This is a genomic window from Acidovorax sp. LjRoot74 (assembly GCF_964254355.1).
GTDB lineage: Bacteria > Pseudomonadota > Gammaproteobacteria > Burkholderiales > Burkholderiaceae_C > Acidovorax.
Genome location: NZ_CAXUTI020000001.1, coordinates 891854 through 913847, shown reverse-complemented (window position 1 = coordinate 913847; position 21994 = coordinate 891854). Strand labels below are relative to the sequence as shown.

Here is a 21994-nt window from a genome sequence, read left to right as displayed (position 1 = left end):
GTCGCTTTTCTTGTTGTTCTTGTTCAACGCAGGCGTGGGTTGAGCGCATCACGCAGCCAGTCGCCCAGCAGGTTCACCGACAGGGCAATCAGCACCAGCATGGCGCCGGGGAACACGGTGATCCACCATTCGCCGGAGAACAGGTAGTCGTTGCCGATGCGGATCAGCGTGCCCAGCGACGGTGACGTGGGCGGTGCGCCCACGCCCAGGAAGGACAGCGTGGCCTCGGTGATGATGGCCGTGGCCACCTGGATGGTGGCCAGCACCAGCACCGGGCCCATCACGTTGGGCAGCACATGCTTCCGCATGATGCGCAGCGGCGACACCCCGGTGACGCGGGCGGCCTGCACGTATTCCTTGTTGCGCTCCACCAGCGTGGAGCCGCGCACCGTGCGCGCATATTGCACCCAGCCGGTGAGCGAGATGGAGATAATCAGCACGCCAAAGGCCAGTGATTCGTGCGCGTTGGGAAACAGCGCACGGCCCACGCCAGCAATCAGCAGGGCCACCAGAATGGCGGGGAAGGAAAGCATCACGTCGCACAGGCGCATGAGCAGGCCATCGATCCAGCCGCCCTTGAAGCCGGCCAGCAGGCCAAAAGCCACACCCACCAGCACCGACAGCACCACAGAGGCCAGGCCCACGACGAGCGAGATGCGAGCGCCATAGATCAGCGCGGACAGGATGTCGCGGCCCTGGTCGTCGGTGCCCAGGGGGTATTTCATCGAGCCTTCGGCGCTCCAGGCGGGGGGCAAGCGGGCGTCGCTCAGCTCCAGCGTGGCCAGGTCAAAGGGGTTGTGCGGTGCGACCCATCCGGCAAACACCGAACAGAACACACAGATCAGCGCAATCGCGGCAGCGACCATCGCCATGGGCGATGTGCGAAAGCTGTAGCCGACATCGCTGTCAAACCAGCGGGCAAGGGTTGTTTTCATTGTGGGAACCAGTAAACAGGCACCACCGCAGGGCGCGGATAGCAGCCTCGCGGTGGTGTGGATTGTCAAAAGAAACGGTTGTCGTTCTCTCGATTTCTTTCGCTCTACGTGCGGATCTTCTTGTTGCGTTGCCAGCTGATCACTTGTTAATGCTCATCCACTTGAAGTACATGAAGTTGTCGGCCATCTGCACGAGCTTCACGTTCTTGTTCACACCCCAGGCCAGCGCCTGCTGATGCAGCGGCAGGTGGCCGATGTCGGCGCTGTGCAGATCGAAGGCCTCCTTGATCATGGCGTCGCGCTTGGCCTTGTCGGTCTCAACCAGCACCTTCTTGGTCAGCTCATCAAGCTTGGGGTTGCAGTAAGCACCCAGGTTGAACTGGCCCGCACCGCCTTTTTCGTCCGGACAGATCATGAGCGCATTGAGCGCGTTGTGCGAGTCGTACGTCGTAGGCGTCCAGCCCAGCATGTAGAAGCTGGTGTCGCGGCGCAGCACCTTGGGGAAGTAGGTGCCCTTGGTCTCGGCCTGCAGGTTGATCTTGACGTTGATGCGCGACAGGTTGGCAGCCACGGTCTGGCAGATGCGGCCGTCATTCACATAGCGGTCGTTCGGGCAGTTCATGGCCACTTCAAAACCGTTGGGGTAGCCCGCTTCCACCATCAGCTTCTTGGCGGCTTCGACGTCATAGGGCAGGCGCTTGGTCTCGGGCTGGAAGCCGTTGATGCCCGGGCCGACCATCAGCGCAGAGGGGTTCGATGCGCCGCGCATCACGGTCTTCTTGATGCCTTCGATGTCGATGGCCTGGTAGAAGGCCTGGCGCACGCGCTTGTCCTTGAAGGGGTTCTTGCCTTTGACGTTGGAGTACAGCAGCTCATCACGCTTCTGGTCCATGCCCAGGAAGATGGTGCGCAGCTCAGGGCCAGTCACCGCGCGCGTGTTGGCGCTGCTGTTGACGCGGTCGATATCCTGCACCGGCACGGGCTCCATCACGTCCACTTCGCCCGACAGCAGGGCCGCCACGCGCGTGGCATCGTTGGCGATGGGGGTGAAGACCACCTCACTCACGTTGCCTTCGATCTTGCCCCAGTAGGAGCCGTTGCGCACGAACACGGAGCGCACGTTGGGCTGGCGCTCGCGCAGGCGGAAGGGGCCGGTGCCGTTGGCGCGGAACGAGGCTGCGTTCTCGATGCCCTTGCGGCGGTCCACAGGCATCACGGCCTGGTTGGTCTCGCACCACTTCTTGCTCATGATGAACGAGGTCGTGATCACGTCGGGCAGGATGGGCTGCGGCGCAACGGTTTCGATCTCGACAGTGTGGTCGTCGATCTTGCGCACCTGCTTGATGTCGCTGTTGGTAGCCTTCATGTCGGAGCCTTCGCCCTTCATACGGCCGAAGCTGAACACCACGTCGTCGGCGGTGAAAGGCGTACCGTCATGGAATTGCACGCCCTTGCGCAGCTCGAAACGCCACACGGTGGGCGCCGTCTGCTTCCAGGCCGTCGCCAGCGCGGGCGCAACGCTCAGATCCTTGTTGCGGCCAACCAGCGGCTCGTACACGTTGCTGGTCACGCTCAGCTGCAGCGACTCGTTGAGCGAGTGCGGGTCCATGGACAGCGCGTCACCCTGGTTCGCAATCCGGATGGTCTGCGCGCCGGCAACCATGCTGCCTGCGGCCATCGCAACAAACAATGCAGCCAAGGTGGCTTTCTTCTGGAATTTCATGGAAATCTCCTCGTAGTGGAAAAGGATGCGGAAGGGATGTACATCCAGGGGTACAGGTTCTGGCATAGCACGAAGCGGGTTGCCTCAGGGCGTTGCCAAGGGCATCGACTGCTCGATCAGGCTCGCGTGCAGTGCGGAGCCCAGGGGCAGGATGTCGTCGTTGAAGTCATAGCGGCTGTTGTGCAATGCACTGCCGCTGGCACCCGTGCCCTGGCCCAGGCGCAGGTAAGCGCCAGGGCGGGTCTGGAGCATGAAGGCGAAATCCTCGGCGCCCATGCTGGGCTCCAGGTCGCGCACGACATGGTCGGCGCCCAGCAGCGATTCGGCGACGTCACCGGCAAAGATGGCTTCGCTTTCACTGTTGATGGTGGCCGGGTAGATGCGTTCGTAATGCACGGTGGCAGTAGCCCCGAAGCCGAGCGCAATGGCGTTGCAAAGCTCCTTGAGGCGCTTTTCCACCAGTTCTTGCACCACCGGATCGAACGTGCGCACGGTGCCCACCAGCGTGGCAGAGCCCGGCAACACACTGAATGCCCCCAGGTCGCCCGCCTGCGCAGCGCAGATGCTGACTACAGCACTTTCAATGGGGCGCACGTTACGCGACACGATGGTCTGCGCCGCAGTGATGATGTGGGCCGCAACGACCATCACGTCCACGGTCTGGTAGGCGTGGGCGCCATGGCCACCACGGCCAGTGATCTCGATGGTGAAGCGGTCTGCCGCCGCCATCATGGGGCCCGAGTTGATGCCCACAGTACCGGGCTTCATGGCGGGCCAGTTGTGCATGGCATAGATGGACTGCACCGGAAAGCGGTCAAACAGGCCGTCTTCCATCATCACGCGAGCACCCGCAAAGCCCTCTTCGCCGGGCTGGAACACCAGCACGGCCGTACCGTCGAAGTTGCGGGTTTCGGCCAGGTAACGGGCTGCACCCACCAGCATGGCGGTGTGGCCATCGTGGCCGCAGCCGTGCATCAGGCCGGGCTTGCACGACTTCCAGGAGAAGTCGTTGTGCTCGGCCAGCGGCAACGCATCCATGTCGGCCCGCAGGCCGACCATGCTGCCGCTGGAAGTGCTGCGCCCCCGGATCACACCCACCACACCGGTGCGCCCGATGCCGTCATGGATCTCGTCCACACCGCAGAGCTTCAAGGCTTCCTTGACGCGCTTGCTGGTGTAAACCTCCTCGAACCCCAGCTCGGGGTGGGCGTGCAAGTCACGGCGCAATGCCGTCAGCTCGGGATGGAACTGGGCGATATGTGCGAACGCCCGTCCACCTGCTTTGTATCGAAGCGACTGCATTTCAGTTGTCCGAAAAGTTCGGGATGCACCCACAGCCCGCGAAACCGGCGCGGCGCAAGCGAGCGCTCCCGCGCAAGGGCCGCCCCGCCGCGCCGGGAGCGTCCCCCCTCCGGGGGGATGGCGCGAAGCGACTCAGGGGGTACTTCATTTCAGTGGCCTCCTGCCTTGCCAACGCGCAGGCGCGGGTCCACCGCAAAATACAACAGGTCCACCACCAGGTTGATCACCACAAAAATCAGGGCGATCAGGCAGAGATAGGCCGCCATCACAGGGATGTCCGCAAAAGTCACTGCCTGGATGAACAGCAGGCCCATGCCCGGCCACTGGAACACGGTCTCGGTGATGATGGCAAACGCAATCAGGCCACCCAGCTGCAGGCCAGTGATGGTCATCACGGGCACCAGCGTATTCTTGAGTGCATGGCCAAAGTGGATCGCCCGGTTGGACAGACCCCGCGCACGTGCAAACTTGATGTAGTCGGTGCGCAGCACCTCCAGCATTTCAGCGCGCACCAGCCGCATGATCAGCGTGAGCTGGAAGATGGCCAGCGTCACTGCCGGCAGGATGATGTGGTGCCAGCCCTTGGCCTTGAGCAGACCCGTGCTCCACCACCCCATCTGAACCACTTCGCCACGCCCAAAGCTCGGGAACCAGCCCAGGGTGACCGCGAACACCAGGATCAGCAGAATGCCAATGAGGAAGGTGGGCAGCGACACGCCCAGCAGCGACAAGGTCATGAACAGCTGGCTGGTGAAGGTGCCGCGCTTGAGCGCTGCATACACGCCCATGGGCACACCGATGACCAGCGCCAGAAACGCAGCCACAAGGGCCAGTTCCAGCGTGGCAGGGAAACGTTCAGCAATCAGCCGCGAGACCTTGGCGCCCTGGCGCAGGCTCAGGCCGAATTCGCCCTGGGCCGCGTTCACCAGAAAGTGGCCGAACTGCACGAAAAAGGGTTTGTCCAGACCGAGTGAGGCGCGCAGCTCACGGATCTGTTCAGGGGTGGCATCCTGGCCCAGCAGGAACACCACGGGATCGCCCACATACTGGAACAGCATGAAGGAGATGAAGGCCACCGTGATCATGACAATCACAGCCTGGATCAGGCGGCGCAATATAAAAGCAAGCATCGGAGAGTCGAGTGAGTGTTCGATGGAGGCGCCGCAGCTACTTTTGATGGCCAGGGCGCCGGTTGGCGAGATGTCGTCAATCTAAGCCAAAAAGAGCAAGGACCTTCAGGCCCTTGCTCTCTTCAGGCTGAGCGAGATCAGTTCACCTTGACCGTACGCATGTCCACACGGTTGTCGGCGCGGTGCACCAGTTCCACATTCTTCTTCATGGCCCATGGAATCACTTGGTCATGCAGTGGGATGTGGGACACCGTGTCGTTGGACAGCTGCAGCGCTTCGGTCAACATGCGCGAGCGCACCGGCGCATCTGTTTCTGCCTTGATGCGATCCACCAGGTAGTCCATGCGCTGGTTGCTGTAGCGGCCCACGTTGTAGTTGCCGTCACCGCCCTGGCCCACGCTGCGCACCAGCGACTGCAGGCTGTACAGCGCATCGAAGGTGGGCACGCCCCAGCCCAGCATGTAGATGCTGGCTTCATAGCGCTGAATCATCGGGAAGTAGTTCACCAGCGGCAGCGTACGCAGCTTGGCTTTCACCCCCACGCGCGACCACATCGCGGTCACGGCCTGGCAAATGGCCTCATCGTTGATGTAACGGTTGTTGGGGCAGGCGAAGTCCACTTCAAAGCCATCGGGGTAGCCCGCTTCGGCCAGCAGCTTCTTGGAAGCCTCAACGCTGTAGGGGAAGCGCTTGCCCACGGCTTCGGTGTAGCCCGCCACCTGGGGCGCCACGATGGTGCCGGTGGGCTTGCCCAGGCCACGCATGATGTTGCGCGAGATGGTGTCGGCGTCGATGGCCTGGTACAGGGCCTTGCGCACGCGCACGTCCTTGAGCGGGTTCTTGCCCTTGATGTTGGAGCCCGGCAGTTCTTCGCGGAACTGGTCCATGCCCAGGAAGATGGTGCGGTTCTCGACACCGTCAATCACCTTCAGGTCAGGGCTCGCGCGCAGGCGACCCAGATCCTGGGGCGTGGGGTCCAGCACCATATCGACTTCACCCGAAATCAGCGCTGCAATACGCGTCGCATTGGACTTGATCGGCGTGTAGGTGATCTCGGTCACGTTGCCGTCCATCTTGCCCCACCAGTTAGGGTTGCGCTTGAACACCATTTTCACGTCGGGCTGCCACGAATCCAGCGTATAGGGGCCGGTGCCCATGGCATTGCGGTGCGCGAAGTTCTCGTCCGAACCCTTGATGTCTTTAGGCTCGACCGACTTGTTCTTTTCGGCCCAAGCCTTGCTCATGATGCGCAGCTCGGTCATCTGGCGCAGCAGCACGGGGTTGGGCGCCGACAGGATCACGTCGAAGGTCTGGGCGTCGACTTTGACAACCTTGCTGATGCCCTGCACGTAGGGCGTAAAGTTCGAGGTCTTGGCCATGGCGCGCTGGATCGAGTACACAGCGTCATCCGTAGTCAGCATCGAACCGTCATGGAACTTGACCCCTTGGCGCAGAGTGAAACGCACCTGCGTGGGGCTGACTTCCCTCCAGGCGGTTGCCAAGACCGGCTCCACCTCAAATGTCTTGCTGTTGTAGTAAACCAGGCTCTCATACACATTGGCATGTATGCCGTTTTGCAGAGCATTGTTTTGGGAGTGGATATCCCACGTAGCAATTTCTCCCTGGCTCGCCCACTTGAAGGGCTTGGCGTGCACCACAGGTGCACACAACAGCGCGGCGGCCGCAGCCACCGACAAAAGACTGTATTTGAGTTTCATGGAACCCTCTTGAATAAAAGTTTTACTATGCAGTAATGATTGCTCTATAGCCAACGGGAAATCCCTGAATCCCGGGCGCATCGAAGGGCCAATGCATACTGCTTTAGGCAGCATTTCTCATGCAAGGATGGTGCCAATCATTCGACACCCGTCATCCTGATGCGATTGCACCTGAAATAGGGTTACAGCACGCGATCTCAGCCTCCGCACAGAGGTGATCCTCCACTCCCCCCAAGTGAAGTCTTTTATCCACCAGCTTCATTCGCTGCGCGTTGCGCCACAAAACCCCAAAGCGACAGACTGACCGACGGATGATCGCCGCCCGGCCATCAGAATTCATCAAGCAGCATTAGCGCAGCCACACTTGGAATCAATCCACAAAATCGGCCACTAAAACCACCAATAACCCAAACGCTGCTCCACCAACCTCACGGCCAAAACAAGCAAAAAAAAGCCGCCCGAAGGCGGCTTTTTTGCTTTTCATATCGACCACTGGCATAAGCCAGCGTTGATATTAGAAGCTGTGACGGATACCGAAGTCGTAACCGGTCGAGTTGCGGTTTGCAGCAGTCACTGCACCGTTCAGGGACTGAGCGGCACCGTTCTTGTTGCTCACGCGAGCGAACGTGGTGTACAGAGCGGTACGCTTGGACAGGTTGTGCACGTAGCCCAGAGCGATCTTGTTCGAACGGGGATCAGCACCCACGGTGTCGATCTTGTAGGTGGAGTAAGCCAGGCGAACTTCGCCAGCGCCCACGGGGATCAGACCACCGATCAGGAAACCAGTGCCTTCGTTGCCGTTCTTGACGTCGTCGTTGCTGTAGTGAGCCATGATCTTGGCGACGCCCAGATCGTATTGACCACCCAGGTTCCAAGCTTGGATGTTGCCGGAAACGAACTTGGTTTCAGAGAAAGCCAGAGCGACGTTGATGGGGCCGTTAGCGTAACCAGCGCGCAGTGCCAGGCCGTTGCCGTCCTTCTTGTTGGCTGCGTTGCTCAGGTTTTCACCCATGTAGTACTGGGCTTGGCCGTAGAAACCACCCAGGTTGCCAGGCAGGAAGTAGCCGATGGCGTTCGAAGCGCGGACGGTGGTAGGGCCACCCAGGCTGGAGTTCAGGGTTTGGGTCGTGCCCACGCCGTTCGTGCCGAACGGATCGAACACGGTCAGGTTCCAGAATTGGGGAGTGTAGTCACGGCCCAGACGCACTTCACCGAAGCCGCCGTTCAGGCTAACCGTCGAACGACGGTTGAAAGTCAGGCCGCCGCCAGTGCTGGTAGCTGCTTGGTTGTTGGTGTTGGTAACGCCGCCGGTGCCGTTGTCGTTGTTCACGCCAGCTTCGAGCCAGAAGGAAGCAGACAGACCGCCACCCAGATCTTCAACGCCACGGAAACCCAGACGGCTGCTGTTGTAGCCGGAGTTCGTCAGTTGCGACTTGTTAGCGACGCTACCGGAACCGTAGGCATAGGTTGCGTCAACCACGCCGAACAGGGTCACGGAAGATTGAGCCATTGCAGCGCCGGAAGCAGCCAGCACAGCCAGGGCAATCAGGGATTTTTTCATTGCGAGTTACTCCAAGGTTAAACATCGGGCTCCGGTACGGGGGGTCTATGGTGAAAGCACCTGCACAGTCCCGCCGGTTTCCCGGGCCAACCTCCTGGTGGGGAAGTTGCTCTTATTGCACCAGACCCGGCCGGGTTTCGCAAAGGAATTCACCCACAATCGCCCCGAAAGGGAAATTTCGTTGCAGTGTTGCAACATTCCAGTGCATGGGGGCAGAATCGCTTTTGGACCTCGCAACTCCTGTGCCGCACGCCTTGATTTTTGTATCAAAGTGCAATTTTTGTTTCGGCGCACCCTTTGCGCCGCAAGGTTTCCATGGACGCTTTTTTCACTGCAGCAGACAGCGCGTTGCGCACCCTTTTTGCATCTCCCCGTGCCGCCGAGAGGACGCCGGCCCACGGCGTGGCTGAAGCCGCGCTGGAGCCCGCAGAGAAGCGGCTCGCAGGAGCGCTGATGCGCGTGAACCATGTGGGCGAGGTGTGCGCGCAGGCGCTGTACACCGCCCAGGCCGCTGTGACCCGCGACCCTGAATTGCGCGCACATCTGCTAGAGGCGGCGCGGGAAGAAACAGACCACCTCGCTTGGACCCGGCAGCGGCTGGACGCACTGGGTGCCCGGCCCAGCCTGCTCAACCCCCTGTGGTTCGCCGGTGCGTTCGCCTTGGGCCTGGCGGCGGCCAAAGTCAGTGACCAGGCCAGCCTGGGGTTTGTGGTGGAAACCGAAAACCAGGTCGCAGCCCACCTGCAAAGCCACCTCGCACGGCTTCCGGAGCAGGACCTCGCCTCGCGGGCCGTGGTGGCGCGCATGAAAGAAGATGAGGAGCGGCACGCCGCACAAGCCCGCGCCTCCGGGGCACTGGAGCTGCCCGCACCGGTGCGCCTGGCCATGAAGGCGGCGGCCAAGGTGATGACGACCACCGCCCACTACCTCTGAGCGGCAGGCACGCCCCGGGGCCTAGTAGCCCCGGTCGCCCTCAAGCTTCCAGCACCTCGAATCCGGTGGTGATTTCCGCCGTTTTCCCCAGCATGATGCTGGCCGAGCAGTATTTGTCGTGGCTCATGGCAATGGCGCGCTCCACGGCAGCCGCCGGAATACTTTTGCCGGTCACCGTGAAGTGCATGTGGATTTTGGTGAACACCTTGGGATCGGTGGTGGCGCGCTCGGTGGTCAGCTTGACGCTGCAGCCACGCACATCGTGGCGACCACGCTTGAGGATCAGCACCACGTCATAGGCCGTGCAGCCGCCCGTGCCCGCCAGCACGGTCTCCATGGGCCGGGGCGCCAGGTTCTGGCCGCCGTTGGCCGGATTGGCGGCATCGGGTGCGCCGTCCATGGCCAGGACATGGCCGCTGCCGGTCTCGGCCACAAAACCCATGCCCGAGCGGGTTCCCGCAGCGCCGGTCCAGCTGACTGTGCATTCCATTGATATTTCTCCTAAATGACGTGGTTTTTTTCGCACGGATGGGCCCGGCGAGGTGAATTTGATGCAGATTTTGCTGCATCGCAACAAGACTCGCGGTAAACTTTCCACATGCGCTGCTTTTTGAGTGATCACTGAAGAAGCAGACGGCAGGCGTCTGAACAACCCCGGATCTCTGCCCCGCACCGATTGTCTCCTCCATCTCCTCAAAGGATGGATTAGCCCCAGGCCTCACGGCCCGGGGCTTTTTTTTGCCCAGGCCCTGCAGGGTGCCCACACGGCCCGCCCCCCAGGGAGCGCCAGAGGCGACCCCCTATGATGTGGCCCCCGCCTTCAGCACCTGAGCGGGCACTCCCCAGCTTCTGCCATGACCCAGCACCTCACCCCCGCCGACTACCTCAAGAAGATCCTGACCGCCCGCGTCTATGACGTGGCCGTCGAGTCGGCCCTGGAACCCGCCAAGAGCCTCAGCCGCCGCCTGCACAACAAGGTGCTCCTCAAGCGCGAGGACCAGCAGCCCGTGTTCAGCTTCAAGCTGCGGGGTGCCTATAACAAGATGGCGCACCTCACGTCCGAGCAACTGCAGCGTGGCGTGATCTGCGCTTCGGCAGGCAACCACGCCCAGGGCGTAGCCATGAGCGCCCACAAGCTGGGCACGCGCGCCGTGGTCGTCATGCCCACGACCACGCCCCAGCTCAAGGTGGATGCCGTCAAGACCCTGGGTGGCGACGTGGTGCTGCACGGCGAGAGCTACTCCGACGCCTACGAGCACGCCGCCCGCCTGCAGAAGGAACAGGGCCTGACCTTCGTCCACCCCTTTGACGACCCCTTGGTCATCGCGGGCCAGGGCACCATCGCCATGGAAATCCTGCGCCAGCTGCAAAGCCTGGGCAGCAACCAGCTCGACGCAGTGTTCGTGGCCATCGGCGGCGGCGGCCTGGTGTCGGGCGTGGCCAACTACATCAAGGCCGTGCGGCCCGAGATCAAGGTGATCGGTGTGCAGATGAACGACTCGGACGCGATGATCCAGTCCGTCAACGCCCACCAGCGCGTCACGCTGCCCGATGTGGGCCTGTTCTCCGACGGCACGGCGGTCAAGCTGGTGGGCGAGGAAACCTTCCGCGTGGCCCAGGGCCTGGTGGATGAGTTCGTGACGGTGGACACCGACGCCGTCTGCGCCGCCATCAAGGACATCTTTGTGGACACGCGCAGCATCGTCGAGCCCGCTGGCGCGCTGGCCGTGGCGGCCATCAAACAATATGTGGCCAAGAACAAGACCAAGGGCGAGACCTACGCCGCCATCCTCTGTGGCGCCAACATGAACTTCGACCGGCTGCGCTTTGTGGCCGAGCGCGCCGAGGTGGGCGAGGAGCGTGAAGCCCTTTTCGCCGTCACCATCCCTGAAGAGCGCGGCAGCTTCCGCCGCTTCTGCGAGGTGGTGGGCGGCCTGCCCGGCGGCCCACGCAACGTGACCGAGTTCAACTACCGCATCAGCGACGCCGCCCAAGCGCATGTGTTTGTGGGCCTGACGACCAACGGCAAGGGCGAGTCGGAAAAGATCGCCAAGAACTTCGGCCGCAACGGCTTCGAGGCGCTGGACCTGACCCACGATGAACTGGCCAAGGAACACCTGCGCCACCTGGTGGGCGGCCACTCGGCGCTGGCGCAGGACGAGCGCCTGATGCGCTTCACCTTCCCCGAGCGGCCGGGCGCGCTGCTCAAGTTCCTGAGCCTGATGCAGCCGACCTGGAACATCAGCCTGTTCCACTACCGCAACCAGGGCGCGGACTACGGACGCATCCTTGTGGGCATTCAGGTGCCACCCGAAGACACCGCCACCTTCGACGCCTTCCTGGCCACGCTGGGCTACCCCTACGTGGAAGAGACGCTGAACCCGGCCTACCGGCTGTTCCTGCGTTCGAAATAATGGCAAAAAATGGCCTCCACCGCCTGATACAAGGGCGGTGATAGCTATCAAAACAGAAGCAAACCCAAAACTCGCCCCACCGCACGCCATGCAAGCCCTGCGCCACTACCTGCTGGCCGTGCAGTTCTTCACCCGCATTCCCGTCACCGGGCGGCTGGCGGACTGGGTGGGCTACAGCCCCGCCATGCTGCGCGCCAGTGCCGCGCACTTCCCCGGCATCGGCTGGCTTGCGGCCCTGCTGGCGGCGGGGGTGTATGGCGGCCTGCACTGGGCGCTGGCCCCCAACCCCTTTGCCCCGGCCGTGGCCGCCGTGCTCAGCACCGTGGCCACCGTGCTCATGACGGGCGGCTTCCATGAAGACGGCCTGGCCGACGTGGCCGACGGCCTGGGCGGCAGCGCCCAGCGCGAGCGAGCGCTCGACATCATGAAGGACTCGCGCATCGGTGCCTTCGGCGCCATGGCGCTGGTGCTGGCCCTGCTGTCCAAACTGGCGCTGCTGGCGTTGCTGGGTGCACACAGCCTGGGAGTCGCGTTGTCGGCAGTGGTTGGCGCACACGTGCTGTCGCGGCTGTGGCCGCTGTTCATCGTGCGCAGCCTGCCGCATGTGGGCGACACGGCGCGCTCCAAAAGCAAGCCGCTGGCCGACCAGATCTCGGGCGGCGCCCTGGCCACAGCCGTTGTGTGGTGTTTTGTGCCGCTGGCGCTTGTCTGGCATACCCAGTCAGCTATCTTTTTAGCAGCAGCCGTCACTGTGAGCGCGGCGGCTGCCGCCTGGATGTGGCGCTGGTTTGCGCGGCGCCTGCAGGGCTTTACCGGCGACTGCCTGGGCGCCACCCAACAGATCGGCGAGATCGGCTTCTACCTGGGCGCGGCCCTCGCCCTGCGCTGGGCATGACCCGCCCCCACCCCGGCGCCCGCCTGTGGCTGGTGCGCCATGCCGCGCCCCAGGTGGCCCCAGGCACCTGCTATGGCACGCTGGATGTGCCCGCCGACCCGGCCGCCACCCAGGCCACCGCCCGGCGCCTGGCCGCTGCCCTGCCGCCAGCACCGGGGGTGTTTTGCTCCACGCTACAAAGATGTGAGCAGCTAGGGCAAGCGCTGTGCGCGGAAAGGCCTGATTTGATGCCAATTCCGGACGCCAGGCTGCGTGAAATGGACTTTGGCGCCTGGGAGGGCCGCGCCTGGAACACCCTCGCCAAAAGCGACATCGACGCCTGGACGGCAGATTTCGCCCACCACGCGCCCGGCGGCGGCGAGCCCCTGTCCCACATGCTCGACCGCGTGGCGCTGGCGCTGCAGACGGCCCGCGAGTGGAGCGCCCACCATGCCGGGGCCGATGTGGTGTGGATCACCCACGCGGGCGTGATGCGTTGTGTGGCCTGGCTGCAGCAGCATGGCGAAGGCGTGATGCCCCGCTCAGAAGACTGGCCCGTGGCCGCACCGGGCTGGGGCGAATGGGAAACCCGGGATTTGGCCTGACACCCGGCCCCAGACCGGCTTCACGACCAGGCTTGGGCGCCCGGCCTCCTAGACAGGTCCGTTCTCGTCAGTTCTTGAGCGGCATGTCCAGCGTCAGCGTGGCGGGCCCACCCACCTGCCCACCCAGTTGTGCCTGCCGGGGCCCCAGCGCCTGCACCACCAGCCCCTCGTCCACCGCAGCCCCCACGCGGAAGGGCTTGGCCGGTTTGCCATCCACCGCGATCAGCGCCGCGCCGCCGCCACTGCTGCGCCCCGACAGCACCCCCACCAGCGTGAAACGGCTGGCCGGTGATGCCACGGGCGCCACGGGTGCAGCGCCAGCAACCGACGGCTGGGCCCCCAGCAAACGCGCCAATGCCTGGGCATCCGGCACCACGGGGGCCGGGGCCACCGCCGGGCCCACACCAGAGGCCGACGGCGCCGACAGACGCAGCCCCCAGAACACCACACTGGCACCGGCCACGGCCCAGAGCGCCAGTGTGCCCAGACGGACGCCCCATTTGCTGTACGAATTGGTCACCATGCGGCGATTATGATTCACGCGATTCGACCCACCGAGAGATCGCTTGCAGTGAACACATCCCTTCCCCTCCTTGTGCGCTCCGCCCCCCGCCGCCTGGCCCGTACCGTGGCCCGGGGCTTCACCCTCATCGAGCTGATGGTGGTGCTGGTGATCATCGGCGTGCTGGCCGCCCTCATCGTGCCCAACGTGCTCGAACGCGCCGACGACGCCCGTGTGACGGCCGCCCGCACCGACATCACCAACATCATGCAGGCGCTCAAGCTCTACCGCCTGGACAACCAGCGCTACCCCACGGCAGAGCAGGGCCTGCAATCGCTGGTCATCAAGCCCAGCGCCGCGCCGGTGCCCGGCAACTGGAAGCTGTACCTGGAAAAGCTGCCCAACGACCCCTGGGGCCGCCCCTACCAGTACCTGAACCCCGGCATCAAGGGCGAGATCGACGTGATGTCGTTCGGCGCCGACGGCCAATCGGGCGGCGAAGGCAAGGACGCCGATATCGGCAGCTGGCAATAAATGGCCCCCACGGTCGCGCACTGCGTGTCGCTCCCTGCCCCCCGAGGGGGCCGGGCCTTGCTTGGGGCGGCCCGGCCCTGCGGCCGCACTCCTTCTGGAAACGCCGTGACCATTGCAACCAAGCGCCGCACCGGCCCATGAACCATTCACGCGGCTTCACCCTGTTAGAGCTGCTGGTGGTCCTCAGCATCGTTGCGCTGGCCACCGCCGGTGCAGGCCTGGCCATGCGCGACAGCGGGCAGACGCAGCTGGAGCGCGAAGCCGCACGGCTGGCGGCCCTGCTCGAATCTGCGCGAGCCCAATCGCGCGCCGGGGGCCTGCCCGTGCGCTGGCGGGCATTGCCCCAGGGGTTCCGCTTCGAGGGGCTGCCGCCCAGCGCGCAGGCGGCGCTGCCCAACCAGTGGCTGGACAATGGCACCACCGTGCGCGGCCCGGCCGTGCTGCAGCTGGGGCCCGAGCCCCTCATTGGCCCGCAGCAGGTGCTGATCACCCACCAGACCCACCCCGAGCGCGTCTTGCGCATCGCCACCGATGGCGTGCGCCCGTTTTCTGTGGACGCAGTGCAGTGAAAAAACACGCCGCTGCGCCGATGCCCCGACAGCAGGGCTTCACGCTGGTCGAGGTGCTAGTGGCGCTGGCCATTGTGGCGATCGCGCTCATGGCGGGGCTGCAGGCCACCTCGGCGCTCACGCGCAACGCGCTGCGGCAATCCGACATCGTGCTGGCACAGCTCTGCGCCGAGAATGAACTCGTCAAGGCCCGGCTCTCGCGCCAGATGCCCAGCGTGGGCGACAGCACCCAGCCCTGCGAGCAGGCCGGGCGCCAGCTGCAGGTGCTGACCATCGTGCGCCCCACGCCCAACCCGAGCTTCCGGCGCATCGACGCCCAGGTGCTGGATGGCGACAACTCCATCCTGCGCATCTCCACCATCATTGGAAGGTATTGATGCCCCCCCTGAGTCGCTTCGCGCCTTCCCCCCGTGGAGGGGACGCACCCGGTGGCCTGGCAGAGCCAGCTCCACGGGTGCGCTGGCCTCGCGCCGCGCCAGTTGTGAAAATTGTGCGCGGCTTCACGCTGGTCGAGCTGCTGCTGGCGATTGCGGTGATGAGCCTGCTGGCCATCCTGAGCTGGCGCGGGCTTGATGGCATGGTGCGGGCGCAGGAAATCACACGCCAGCGGGCCGATGAAATGCTGGTGCTGCAAGCCGCCCTGGGCCAGTGGGGCACCGACCTCGATGCGCTGATGCCCATCGCCAACACCACGCCGCTGGACTGGGATGGCCAGGTACTGCGCCTCACACGCCGCAGCAGCGCCGTGCCCGATGAAGGCGCACTGGTGGTGGCCTGGACACGCCGCAATGCCAACGGCGGCGGCCAGTGGCTGCGCTGGCAATCGCCCCCGGTGCGCACCCGCGCCGACTGGCAGCAGGCCTGGCAGCAGGCAGCCCAGTGGGCGCGCACGCCGGGCGATGCCGAGCGGCGCTACGAAGTGACGCTGCTGCCGCTCGACAGCTGGCAGATCTTCTATTACCGGGGCGGTGCCTGGTCCAACCCACTGTCCAGCACCGGCACCACGCCGGGCGACAGTTCGGCCGCCGTCCCCGATGGCGTGCGCTTGCAGATCACGCTGCCCCCCGGCCAGGCGCTGGCGGGCCAGCTCACGCGCGACTGGGTCAATCCCGTGCTGGGCGGAGGCAGGACATGAGCCCCCACCTGAACACGCGGCTGCAGCACCCACTGCGCAGGCACAGGACGCAAGGCGCCGCCCTGCTCGCCGCCATGCTCACCGTCACCCTGGTCGCCACCTTTGCCGCTGCCGCCATGTGGCAGCAGTGGCGCGCGGTGGAGGTCGAGACGGCCGAGCGGGGCCGGGTGCAGTCCACCTGGATCCTGATTGGCGCACTCGACTGGTCGCGCCTGATCCTGCGCGAAGACGGGCGTTCGGGCGGCGCCGACCACCTGGCCGAGCCCTGGGCCGTGCCACTGGAGGAAGCGCGGCTGTCCACCTTCCTGGCGGCCGAAAACAATGTGAGCCAGGTCGATGACGCGAGCACCGACACCACCGAAGCCTTTCTGTCGGGCCAGATCACCGACATGCAGGGCCGCCTGAACATCACCAACCTGGCCGAGGGCGGGCAGGTGCAGGCTGTGGCGTTGCGGCAGTTCACCCGCCTTTTCGAACGCCTGGGCCTGCCGCCGCAGCAGCTCGCGCGGCTGGTGGACGGCCTGCGCCGGGCACAGGCGGGCGCAGGCAGCGATGGCAATGCGGCGCCGCTGCTTCCCCCCACCATCAGCCAGCTGGGGTGGCTGGGCCTGAACCCGGCCACGGTGGCCACCCTGGCCCCCCATGTGACCCTGCTGCCGGTGCGCACGCCGGTCAACGTGAACACCGCAGACATCGACGTGCTCATGGCCGCCATCGACGGGCTGGACAGCGCCACTGCTCAAAAAATGGTGCAGGCGCGCGAGGCCCGGCATTTCCGCACCCTCAGCGAGGTGCGCGACCTGGTGGGCGCCACCATCGACATCAACGAAGGCGCCCATGCCGTGGCCTCGTCCTACTTCGAAGTGCGGGGCCGCCTGCGCCTGGGCGATGCGATGGTGGACGAGCGTTCGCTGGTGCGCAAACAGGGCATCGACGTGACCACGCTATGGCGCGAGCGGGGCGCATTCGACCGCGAAAACACCCTGGCCACGGCGCCGCTGCCGCGATGAGCTGCAGCACATTGGCGACACCCGCACAACGACTGGCCGCCAGCGTCAAGTCCGCCCCCTAAAATGGCCCGCAAAACCTGTCCATGAGCACCCTCATCCTTTTCCTGCCGCCGGTCCGCCCGGGCCCCGCCACCGAGTACAGCTACACGCTGACGGCCGACGGCCACACCGCCCTTCGCCACGCCACCGCGCCCGCCGCGCTGCTGCCCGAGCCCACCCGCCCCGGGGGCGAGGTGGTGGCGGTGGTGCCCGCCCGCGCGCTGTCGTGGCAGCGGGTGCAGATGCCCGCCGGTGTGCCCTTGGGGTCGGGCCAGCAGACACCCCGGCTGCGCTCGGTGCTCGAAGGCCTGCTCGAAGACCGCGTGCTGGACGACGCCACCCAGCTGCACTTTGCACTGCAGCCCGGCGCGCAAAGCACGGCCCAGGGCGGCGAACCCGTGTGGGTGGCCGTGTGCGACCGCGCCTGGCTGCGCGAGAACCTGCAGGCGCTGGAGGCCGCAGGTCGCCGGGTGTCCCGCGTGGTGCCCGAATTCGCCCCCGGCCCCACAGCCAGCGGCGGCCCCGAACTCTGCGCACTGGGCACCCCGGAAGAAGCCTTTGTGGTGCTCACCGGCCAGGGCGCCGACCAGGGCGTGGCCGTGTTGCCCCTGACCCCCATGGCCCTGACACTGGCCCGTGCGGGGGCGCCCATCGCCAGCACCACGGCCGAACAAGATGGCAACACCCTCCCCGTGCGCGCCGAACCCGCCGTCGCGGCCTTGGCCGAGCGCACGCTGGGCCAGCGCGTTGCACTGCACACCGCCAGCCAGCGCGCACTCGATGCCGCCCGGGGTGACTGGGACCTGGCCCAGTTCGACCTGGCCAGCACCGGCCGCACCCGCGCCCTGCGCAAGGCGGGCAGCCTGGCCAGCGCACTGCTCAATGCCCCCCAATGGCGCGCCGCGCGCTGGGGCGCCGGGCTGCTGGTGGTGGCCCACCTGGTGGGCCTCAATGCCTGGGCCTGGCAGGAGCGCCAGGCACTGGCCGCTAAGCAGACCGCCGTGCGCACTGCGCTCACCCAGACCTTCCCCAAGGTGCAGGTGGTGGTCGATGCCCCCGTGCAGATGGAACGCGAACTGGCCCAGCTGCGGCAGGCTGCAGGCAGCGTGTCGGCCCGCGACCTGGAGCCCCTGCTCGCCGCCGCCGGGGCTGCACTGCCCGACGGCCGCCTACCCACCAGCATCGAATACACCCCTGGCGAGCTGCGCCTGCGCGGCGTGACGCTGGCCCCCGACGAAGAAACCGCGCTTTTTGGCCGCGTGCAGGCCGCCGGCTACCGTGCGCGGCTGGACGACGGCAGCCTGCTGCTGCGCACCGAGGTGAGCCCATGACTACCCCCCTCTCTGAGTCGGCACTGCAAGCCCGCTGGCAAGCGCTGGCCCCCCGTGAGCAAAACCTGGTGCTGGCCGCTGCCGCCCTGGTGGGCCTGGCCCTGCTGTGGTGGGTGGCCGTGGCCCCCGCGCTGGCCACCCTGCGCGCAGCCCCTGCGCGCCACACGGCGCTCGACGCCCAGCTGCAGCGCATGCACAGCCTGCAGGCCGAAGCCCAGCAACTTCAGGCCGCCCCCGCCACCAGCACCGGCGATGCCGTCGGCGCCTTGCGCGCAGCCCTCACGCAGCGCCTGGGCACAACGGCCCAGCTCAATGTGGCAGGCGACCGCGCCACCATCACCCTCAAAGGCGCGTCGGCCGACGCCCTGGCCCAGTGGCTGGCACAGGCGCGCAGCAATGCACGCGCCACACCCATCGAGGCCCGCCTGACCCGTAGCGCCACACCTGCCGCGCCCGCCAGCCAAACCCCGGTCACGCTGGGCCGCCCCGTGGTGGCCATGCCCCGCTGGGATGGCACCCTGGTGCTGGCCCTGCCCACGGCATCCAGCCGGTGAGCCCGTTGAGCCCCTTGAACCGCCCCGCCACCGTGAACCGATCCCCCCGCACGCACCGCAACCCCCGAGGCCGCACGGCCACTGCCGCCGCCCCCCGCCCCGCCTGGGGCTGGGCGCTGGTGGGTGCCGTGGCCGGGGTGCTGCCCGCCGTGGTCGCATTTGCACCTGCGCACTGGCTCGCCCATGGCGTGGCGCGCGCCACCCAGGGGCAGGTGCAGCTGCTGCAGGCGCGCGGCACGGTCTGGACGGGATCGGCACAGCTGGTGCTTACCGGTGGCGCCGCCAGCCGCGACAGCGCCGCCCTGCCCGGCCGCGTGGACTGGCAGCTGCGCCCCACCTTCGATGGCCTGCGCGTGCAGTTGCACGCCGCCTGCTGCACCCCGGCCCCCCTGCAGGCCCGGGTGCAAGCGCGCTGGGCGGGCATGGCCCTGACCGTGGCCGATGGGCAGAGCCAATGGCCTGCCGCGCTGCTGGCGGGCCTGGGCACGCCCTGGAACACGCTGCAGCCCCAAGGCCAGCTGGCCCTGCAGACCCAGGCGCTCACCCTGCGCTGGGCGGCGGGCCGCATGGTGCTGTCCGGCCAGGCGCAGCTGGATGCGCGGGCCATGTCGTCGCGGCTGTCCACGCTGCGCCCCATGGGCAGCTACCGGCTGGCACTGCAAGGTGGCGAAGCCCCCACCCTCACGCTCAGCACCCTGGACGGCGCGCTGCAACTCAGCGGCACCGGCCAATGGGTGGGCCAGCGCCTGCGTTTTGCCGGGGAGGCCAGTGCTGCCCCGGAACGCGAGGCCGCCCTGTCGAATCTTCTGAACATCATCGGACGGCGCAACGGCGCGCGCTCCATCATCACGGTGGGTTGAACCTATGAACTCCTTGTTGTCACCACGCCTGCGATTCGCTCTCAAAACAATAGCTGCAAGCGCTTTACTAGCGGGCGGAAGCGGCCAAATTTTTGCCCAAACTGCGATCGATACCCGGACTGGCAGCGTGCGCGCCAGCGAACCCGTCACGCTCAACTTTGCCAACGCCGAAATCGAGGCCGTGGCCCGCACCATGGCCACCATCACCGGCCGCAACGTGGTGGTGGACCCGCGCGTGAAGGGCCAGCTCAACCTGGTGACCGAGCGCGCAGTGACACCCGCCGCCGCGTTCCAGCAGTTTTTGGCAGCCCTGCGGCTGCAAGGTTTCACCGTGGTCGAAACCGCGGGCCTCTACAAGGTGGTGCCCGAGGCCGATGCCAAGCTGCAGGGCGGCAGCGTGAGCGTGGTGCAGGGCAACGCGGGCAGCGCCCCGAGCGGCGGGCAGATCGTCACGCAGATCTTCAAGCTCAACTTCGAAAACGCGGCCAACCTGGTGCCGGTGCTGCGCCCGCTCATCAGCCCCAACAACACCATCAACGTGAACCCCGGCAACAACTCGCTGGTGATCACCGACTACGCCGACAACCTGCAGCGCCTGGCGCGCATCGTGGCAGCCATGGATGTCTCCAACGCGAGCGACGTGGAGGTGATCCCGCTGCGCAACGCCGTGGCCGCTGACCTGGCGCCGCTGGTGGCCCGCCTGATCGATGGCGGCAGTGCGCCCGCCGCCACACCCGGCCAGGCCGACACCTCGTTCAAGACCACGCTGATCGCCGAGCCGCGCAGCAACTCGCTCATCCTGCGAGCGGCCAACCCGGCCCGCGTGGCCCAGGTGCGCGCCCTGGTGGACCGGCTGGACCAACCACCCGCCCCCGGCAGCAGCGCCGCCAGCGGCAACATCCATGTGGTCTACCTCAAGAACGCCGACGCCACCAAGCTGGCCACCACGCTGCGCGCGGCCATGGCCGCCATGGGCGCAGGCGGCGGCACCAGCACGGGTGGTGGCGCCAGCCCGGCCCCGGCCCCCAGCACCAGCCTGAGCGGCGGCAGCAACAACAGCGGCAGCATGTTGTCCACGGGCAGCGGCCTGTCGGGCAACAGCAGCGGCCTGGGCGCTGGCAGCAACACCATGGGCACCGCCAGCACCAACAACAACCAGCCCTCCACCGGCGGCCAGATCCAGGCCGACCCGACCACCAACTCACTCATCATCACCGCGCCCGAACCGCTGTACCGCCAGCTGCGCACCGTGATCGACAAGCTCGACGGCCGCCGCGCGCAGGTGCTGGTGGAAAGCCTGATCGTGGAAGTCGCGGCCAACAAGGTGGCGCAGTTCGGCATCCAGTGGCAGGGCATCCTGGGCAAGCAGGGCGATGGCACCATTGGCGTGATTGGCACCAACTCCGGTGCCGCGGGCTCCAACATCATCGGGCTGACCGCCGCGCTGGCCTCGGGCAGCACCACCAGCATCGCCACCGCAGCGACAGGCCTGGGCGCTGGCATGAACCTGGCGCTGGCGCCACGCATCAACGGCCAGTACTACCTGGGCGCGCTGGCCAACTTCCTGCAGAACAGCGGCGACGCCAACGTGCTGTCCACCCCAAACCTCATGACGCTGGACAACGAAGAGGCACGCATCCTCATCGGCGACAACGTGCCCTTCGTCACGGGTTCGTATGCGAACACCGGCAACAACGGCACCGTGAATCCGTTCAACACCGTGGAGCGCAAGGACGTGGGCCTGATGCTCAAGGTGCGCCCGCAGATCGGTGAAAACGGCATGGTGAAGATGGCGATCTACCAGGAGATCTCCAAAATCGACCGCTCCACCCTGTCCAACGCCACTGGCCCCACCACCAGCAAGCGTGCGGTCGAATCGAACGTGGTGGTGGACGACGGCAGCATCATCGTTATTGGCGGCCTGCTGGAAGACACCTACTCGCAGGGCGAGGACAAGGTGCCCCTGATGGGCGACCTGCCCGTGGTGGGCAATCTGTTCAAGAGCGAGAACCGCTCGCGCCGCAAGACCAACCTGATGATCTTCCTGCGCCCCATCGTGGTGCGCGACACCGCCACCAGCGACGCGCTGGTGGTGGACCGCTACGAAGCCATCCGCGCGCTGCAGCAGACCACCCAGCCTGCGCCCAGCCTGATGATGGGCACCGTGTCGGGCGCCCCCGTACTGCCTGCGTTGCCAGCGCCTGCCGCCAACAAGCCCGCCACCACCCCGGCGGCGCCCCAGCCGCAGCAATAAGCAGGCAGGCA

General features: G+C 66.0%; 21 protein-coding genes. 13 read left to right on the top strand and 8 right to left on the bottom strand.

What is annotated here, in order from left to right:
• Positions 1 to 23: 23 nt before the first annotated feature.
• The 6 genes from ACSQ3O_RS04245 to ACSQ3O_RS04220 form a co-directional block, all read right to left on the bottom strand.
• Positions 24 to 935, bottom strand: coding sequence for an ABC transporter permease (locus tag ACSQ3O_RS04245; RefSeq protein ID WP_436137969.1), 912 nt, complete (start codon positions 933 to 935; stop codon positions 24 to 26).
• A gap of 139 nt (positions 936 to 1074) precedes the next feature.
• Entirely contained in the window at positions 1075 to 2658 is a 1584-nt protein-coding gene (locus ACSQ3O_RS04240; protein ID WP_137746908.1) for an ABC transporter substrate-binding protein, read from the bottom strand.
• An 84-nt stretch (positions 2659 to 2742) separates the two neighbouring features.
• Positions 2743 to 3960: a M20 aminoacylase family protein gene (locus ACSQ3O_RS04235; RefSeq protein WP_137746909.1), complete on the bottom strand. Its 1218-nt coding sequence runs from the start codon at positions 3958 to 3960 to the stop codon at positions 2743 to 2745.
• 149 nt (positions 3961 to 4109) lie between these two features.
• A complete protein-coding gene (locus ACSQ3O_RS04230; protein WP_137746910.1) occupies positions 4110 to 5090 on the bottom strand; it encodes an ABC transporter permease in 981 nt (326 codons plus the stop codon).
• Between the two features lie 137 nt (positions 5091 to 5227).
• Positions 5228 to 6808, bottom strand: a complete 1581-nt coding sequence (locus tag ACSQ3O_RS04225; protein WP_436137968.1) for an ABC transporter substrate-binding protein — start codon at positions 6806 to 6808, stop codon at positions 5228 to 5230.
• A gap of 514 nt (positions 6809 to 7322) precedes the next feature.
• Positions 7323 to 8369 carry a porin gene (locus tag ACSQ3O_RS04220; protein WP_436137967.1) on the bottom strand — a complete coding sequence of 349 codons (1047 nt, stop codon included), beginning with the start codon at positions 8367 to 8369 and terminating at the stop codon, positions 7323 to 7325.
• 315 nt (positions 8370 to 8684) lie between these two features.
• On the opposite strand from ACSQ3O_RS04220, the gene coq7 reads away from it, so the two are divergent.
• A complete protein-coding gene (coq7, locus tag ACSQ3O_RS04215) occupies positions 8685 to 9302 on the top strand; it encodes a 2-polyprenyl-3-methyl-6-methoxy-1,4-benzoquinone monooxygenase (RefSeq protein WP_137746913.1) in 618 nt (205 codons plus the stop codon).
• Positions 9303 to 9342: 40 nt separating this feature from the next.
• Here coq7 and ACSQ3O_RS04210 read toward each other — a convergent pair whose 3' ends face one another.
• Positions 9343 to 9792, bottom strand: a complete 450-nt coding sequence (locus tag ACSQ3O_RS04210) for an OsmC family protein (RefSeq protein ID WP_137746914.1) — start codon at positions 9790 to 9792, stop codon at positions 9343 to 9345.
• A gap of 364 nt (positions 9793 to 10156) precedes the next feature.
• Between ACSQ3O_RS04210 and ilvA the strand changes: the two genes are divergently transcribed.
• The 3 genes from ilvA (at position 10157) to ACSQ3O_RS04195 (ending at position 13195) form a co-directional block, all read left to right on the top strand.
• Positions 10157 to 11716, top strand: coding sequence for a threonine ammonia-lyase, biosynthetic (gene ilvA / locus ACSQ3O_RS04205; RefSeq protein ID WP_436137966.1), 1560 nt, complete (start codon positions 10157 to 10159; stop codon positions 11714 to 11716).
• A gap of 88 nt (positions 11717 to 11804) precedes the next feature.
• On the top strand, positions 11805 to 12611 hold the full coding sequence (locus ACSQ3O_RS04200) for an adenosylcobinamide-GDP ribazoletransferase (RefSeq protein WP_436137965.1): 807 nt from the start codon (positions 11805 to 11807) through the stop codon (positions 12609 to 12611).
• Positions 12608 to 13195, top strand: a complete 588-nt coding sequence (locus ACSQ3O_RS04195; protein WP_436137964.1) for a histidine phosphatase family protein — start codon at positions 12608 to 12610, stop codon at positions 13193 to 13195. Before ACSQ3O_RS04200 ends, ACSQ3O_RS04195 begins: the two co-directional genes overlap by 4 nt.
• A 67-nt stretch (positions 13196 to 13262) precedes the next feature.
• Here the strand turns inward: ACSQ3O_RS04195 and ACSQ3O_RS04190 are convergent, their stop codons facing one another.
• On the bottom strand, positions 13263 to 13718 hold the full coding sequence (locus ACSQ3O_RS04190) for a type II secretion system protein N (protein ID WP_436137963.1): 456 nt from the start codon (positions 13716 to 13718) through the stop codon (positions 13263 to 13265).
• A 48-nt stretch (positions 13719 to 13766) separates the two neighbouring features.
• Here ACSQ3O_RS04190 and gspG point away from each other — a divergent pair, with 48 nt between their 5' ends.
• The 9 genes from gspG to gspD all read left to right on the top strand — a co-directional run bounded on the left by gspG (position 13767) and on the right by gspD (position 21983).
• Complete coding sequence (gspG, locus tag ACSQ3O_RS04185) at positions 13767 to 14231, top strand: type II secretion system major pseudopilin GspG (protein ID WP_063460098.1); 465 nt, start codon at positions 13767 to 13769, stop codon at positions 14229 to 14231.
• A gap of 137 nt (positions 14232 to 14368) precedes the next feature.
• Positions 14369 to 14800, top strand: a complete 432-nt coding sequence (locus tag ACSQ3O_RS04180; protein ID WP_298458520.1) for a prepilin-type N-terminal cleavage/methylation domain-containing protein — start codon at positions 14369 to 14371, stop codon at positions 14798 to 14800.
• Positions 14801 to 14820: 20 nt separating this feature from the next.
• Entirely contained in the window at positions 14821 to 15177 is a 357-nt protein-coding gene (gene gspI / locus ACSQ3O_RS04175) for a type II secretion system minor pseudopilin GspI (protein ID WP_298458517.1), read from the top strand.
• Positions 15178 to 15281: 104 nt separating this feature from the next.
• The gene (locus ACSQ3O_RS04170; RefSeq protein ID WP_249368036.1) at positions 15282 to 15935 is read left to right on the top strand and encodes a PulJ/GspJ family protein; all 654 of its coding nucleotides are present in this window, start codon (positions 15282 to 15284) and stop codon (positions 15933 to 15935) included.
• Positions 15932 to 16945, top strand: coding sequence for a type II secretion system minor pseudopilin GspK (gene gspK, locus ACSQ3O_RS04165; protein ID WP_298458512.1), 1014 nt, complete (start codon positions 15932 to 15934; stop codon positions 16943 to 16945). Before ACSQ3O_RS04170 ends, gspK begins: the two co-directional genes overlap by 4 nt.
• A gap of 83 nt (positions 16946 to 17028) precedes the next feature.
• Positions 17029 to 18315 carry a type II secretion system protein GspL gene (gene gspL / locus ACSQ3O_RS04160; RefSeq protein ID WP_436137962.1) on the top strand — a complete coding sequence of 429 codons (1287 nt, stop codon included), beginning with the start codon at positions 17029 to 17031 and terminating at the stop codon, positions 18313 to 18315.
• The gene (gene gspM, locus ACSQ3O_RS04155) at positions 18312 to 18869 is read left to right on the top strand and encodes a type II secretion system protein GspM (RefSeq protein ID WP_436137961.1); all 558 of its coding nucleotides are present in this window, start codon (positions 18312 to 18314) and stop codon (positions 18867 to 18869) included. Before gspL ends, gspM begins: the two co-directional genes overlap by 4 nt.
• Positions 18870 to 18901: 32 nt before the next feature.
• Positions 18902 to 19729, top strand: a complete 828-nt coding sequence (gene gspN, locus ACSQ3O_RS04150) for a type II secretion system protein N (RefSeq protein WP_436137960.1) — start codon at positions 18902 to 18904, stop codon at positions 19727 to 19729.
• Between the two features lie 4 nt (positions 19730 to 19733).
• A complete protein-coding gene (gene gspD, locus ACSQ3O_RS04145) occupies positions 19734 to 21983 on the top strand; it encodes a type II secretion system secretin GspD (RefSeq protein ID WP_436137959.1) in 2250 nt (749 codons plus the stop codon).
• The last annotated feature ends 11 nt before the right edge of the window (positions 21984 to 21994 follow it).

Coding starts and splice junctions, on each gene's coding strand:
- ACSQ3O_RS04245 (WP_436137969.1), bottom strand. CDS start 935: ATGAAAACAACCCTTGCCCGCTGGTTTGACAGCGATGTCGGCTACAGC.
- ACSQ3O_RS04240 (WP_137746908.1), bottom strand. CDS start 2,658: ATGAAATTCCAGAAGAAAGCCACCTTGGCTGCATTGTTTGTTGCGATG.
- ACSQ3O_RS04235 (WP_137746909.1), bottom strand. CDS start 3,960: ATGCAGTCGCTTCGATACAAAGCAGGTGGACGGGCGTTCGCACATATC.
- ACSQ3O_RS04230 (WP_137746910.1), bottom strand. CDS start 5,090: ATGCTTGCTTTTATATTGCGCCGCCTGATCCAGGCTGTGATTGTCATG.
- ACSQ3O_RS04225 (WP_436137968.1), bottom strand. CDS start 6,808: ATGAAACTCAAATACAGTCTTTTGTCGGTGGCTGCGGCCGCCGCGCTG.
- ACSQ3O_RS04220 (WP_436137967.1), bottom strand. CDS start 8,369: ATGAAAAAATCCCTGATTGCCCTGGCTGTGCTGGCTGCTTCCGGCGCT.
- coq7 (WP_137746913.1), top strand. CDS start 8,685: ATGGACGCTTTTTTCACTGCAGCAGACAGCGCGTTGCGCACCCTTTTT.
- ACSQ3O_RS04210 (WP_137746914.1), bottom strand. CDS start 9,792: ATGGAATGCACAGTCAGCTGGACCGGCGCTGCGGGAACCCGCTCGGGC.
- ilvA (WP_436137966.1), top strand. CDS start 10,157: ATGACCCAGCACCTCACCCCCGCCGACTACCTCAAGAAGATCCTGACC.
- ACSQ3O_RS04200 (WP_436137965.1), top strand. CDS start 11,805: ATGCAAGCCCTGCGCCACTACCTGCTGGCCGTGCAGTTCTTCACCCGC.
- ACSQ3O_RS04195 (WP_436137964.1), top strand. CDS start 12,608: ATGACCCGCCCCCACCCCGGCGCCCGCCTGTGGCTGGTGCGCCATGCC.
- ACSQ3O_RS04190 (WP_436137963.1), bottom strand. CDS start 13,718: ATGGTGACCAATTCGTACAGCAAATGGGGCGTCCGTCTGGGCACACTG.
- ACSQ3O_RS04180 (WP_298458520.1), top strand. CDS start 14,369: ATGAACCATTCACGCGGCTTCACCCTGTTAGAGCTGCTGGTGGTCCTC.
- gspI (WP_298458517.1), top strand. CDS start 14,821: ATGCCCCGACAGCAGGGCTTCACGCTGGTCGAGGTGCTAGTGGCGCTG.
- gspK (WP_298458512.1), top strand. CDS start 15,932: ATGAGCCCCCACCTGAACACGCGGCTGCAGCACCCACTGCGCAGGCAC.
- gspL (WP_436137962.1), top strand. CDS start 17,029: ATGAGCACCCTCATCCTTTTCCTGCCGCCGGTCCGCCCGGGCCCCGCC.
- gspM (WP_436137961.1), top strand. CDS start 18,312: ATGACTACCCCCCTCTCTGAGTCGGCACTGCAAGCCCGCTGGCAAGCG.
- gspD (WP_436137959.1), top strand. CDS start 19,734: ATGAACTCCTTGTTGTCACCACGCCTGCGATTCGCTCTCAAAACAATA.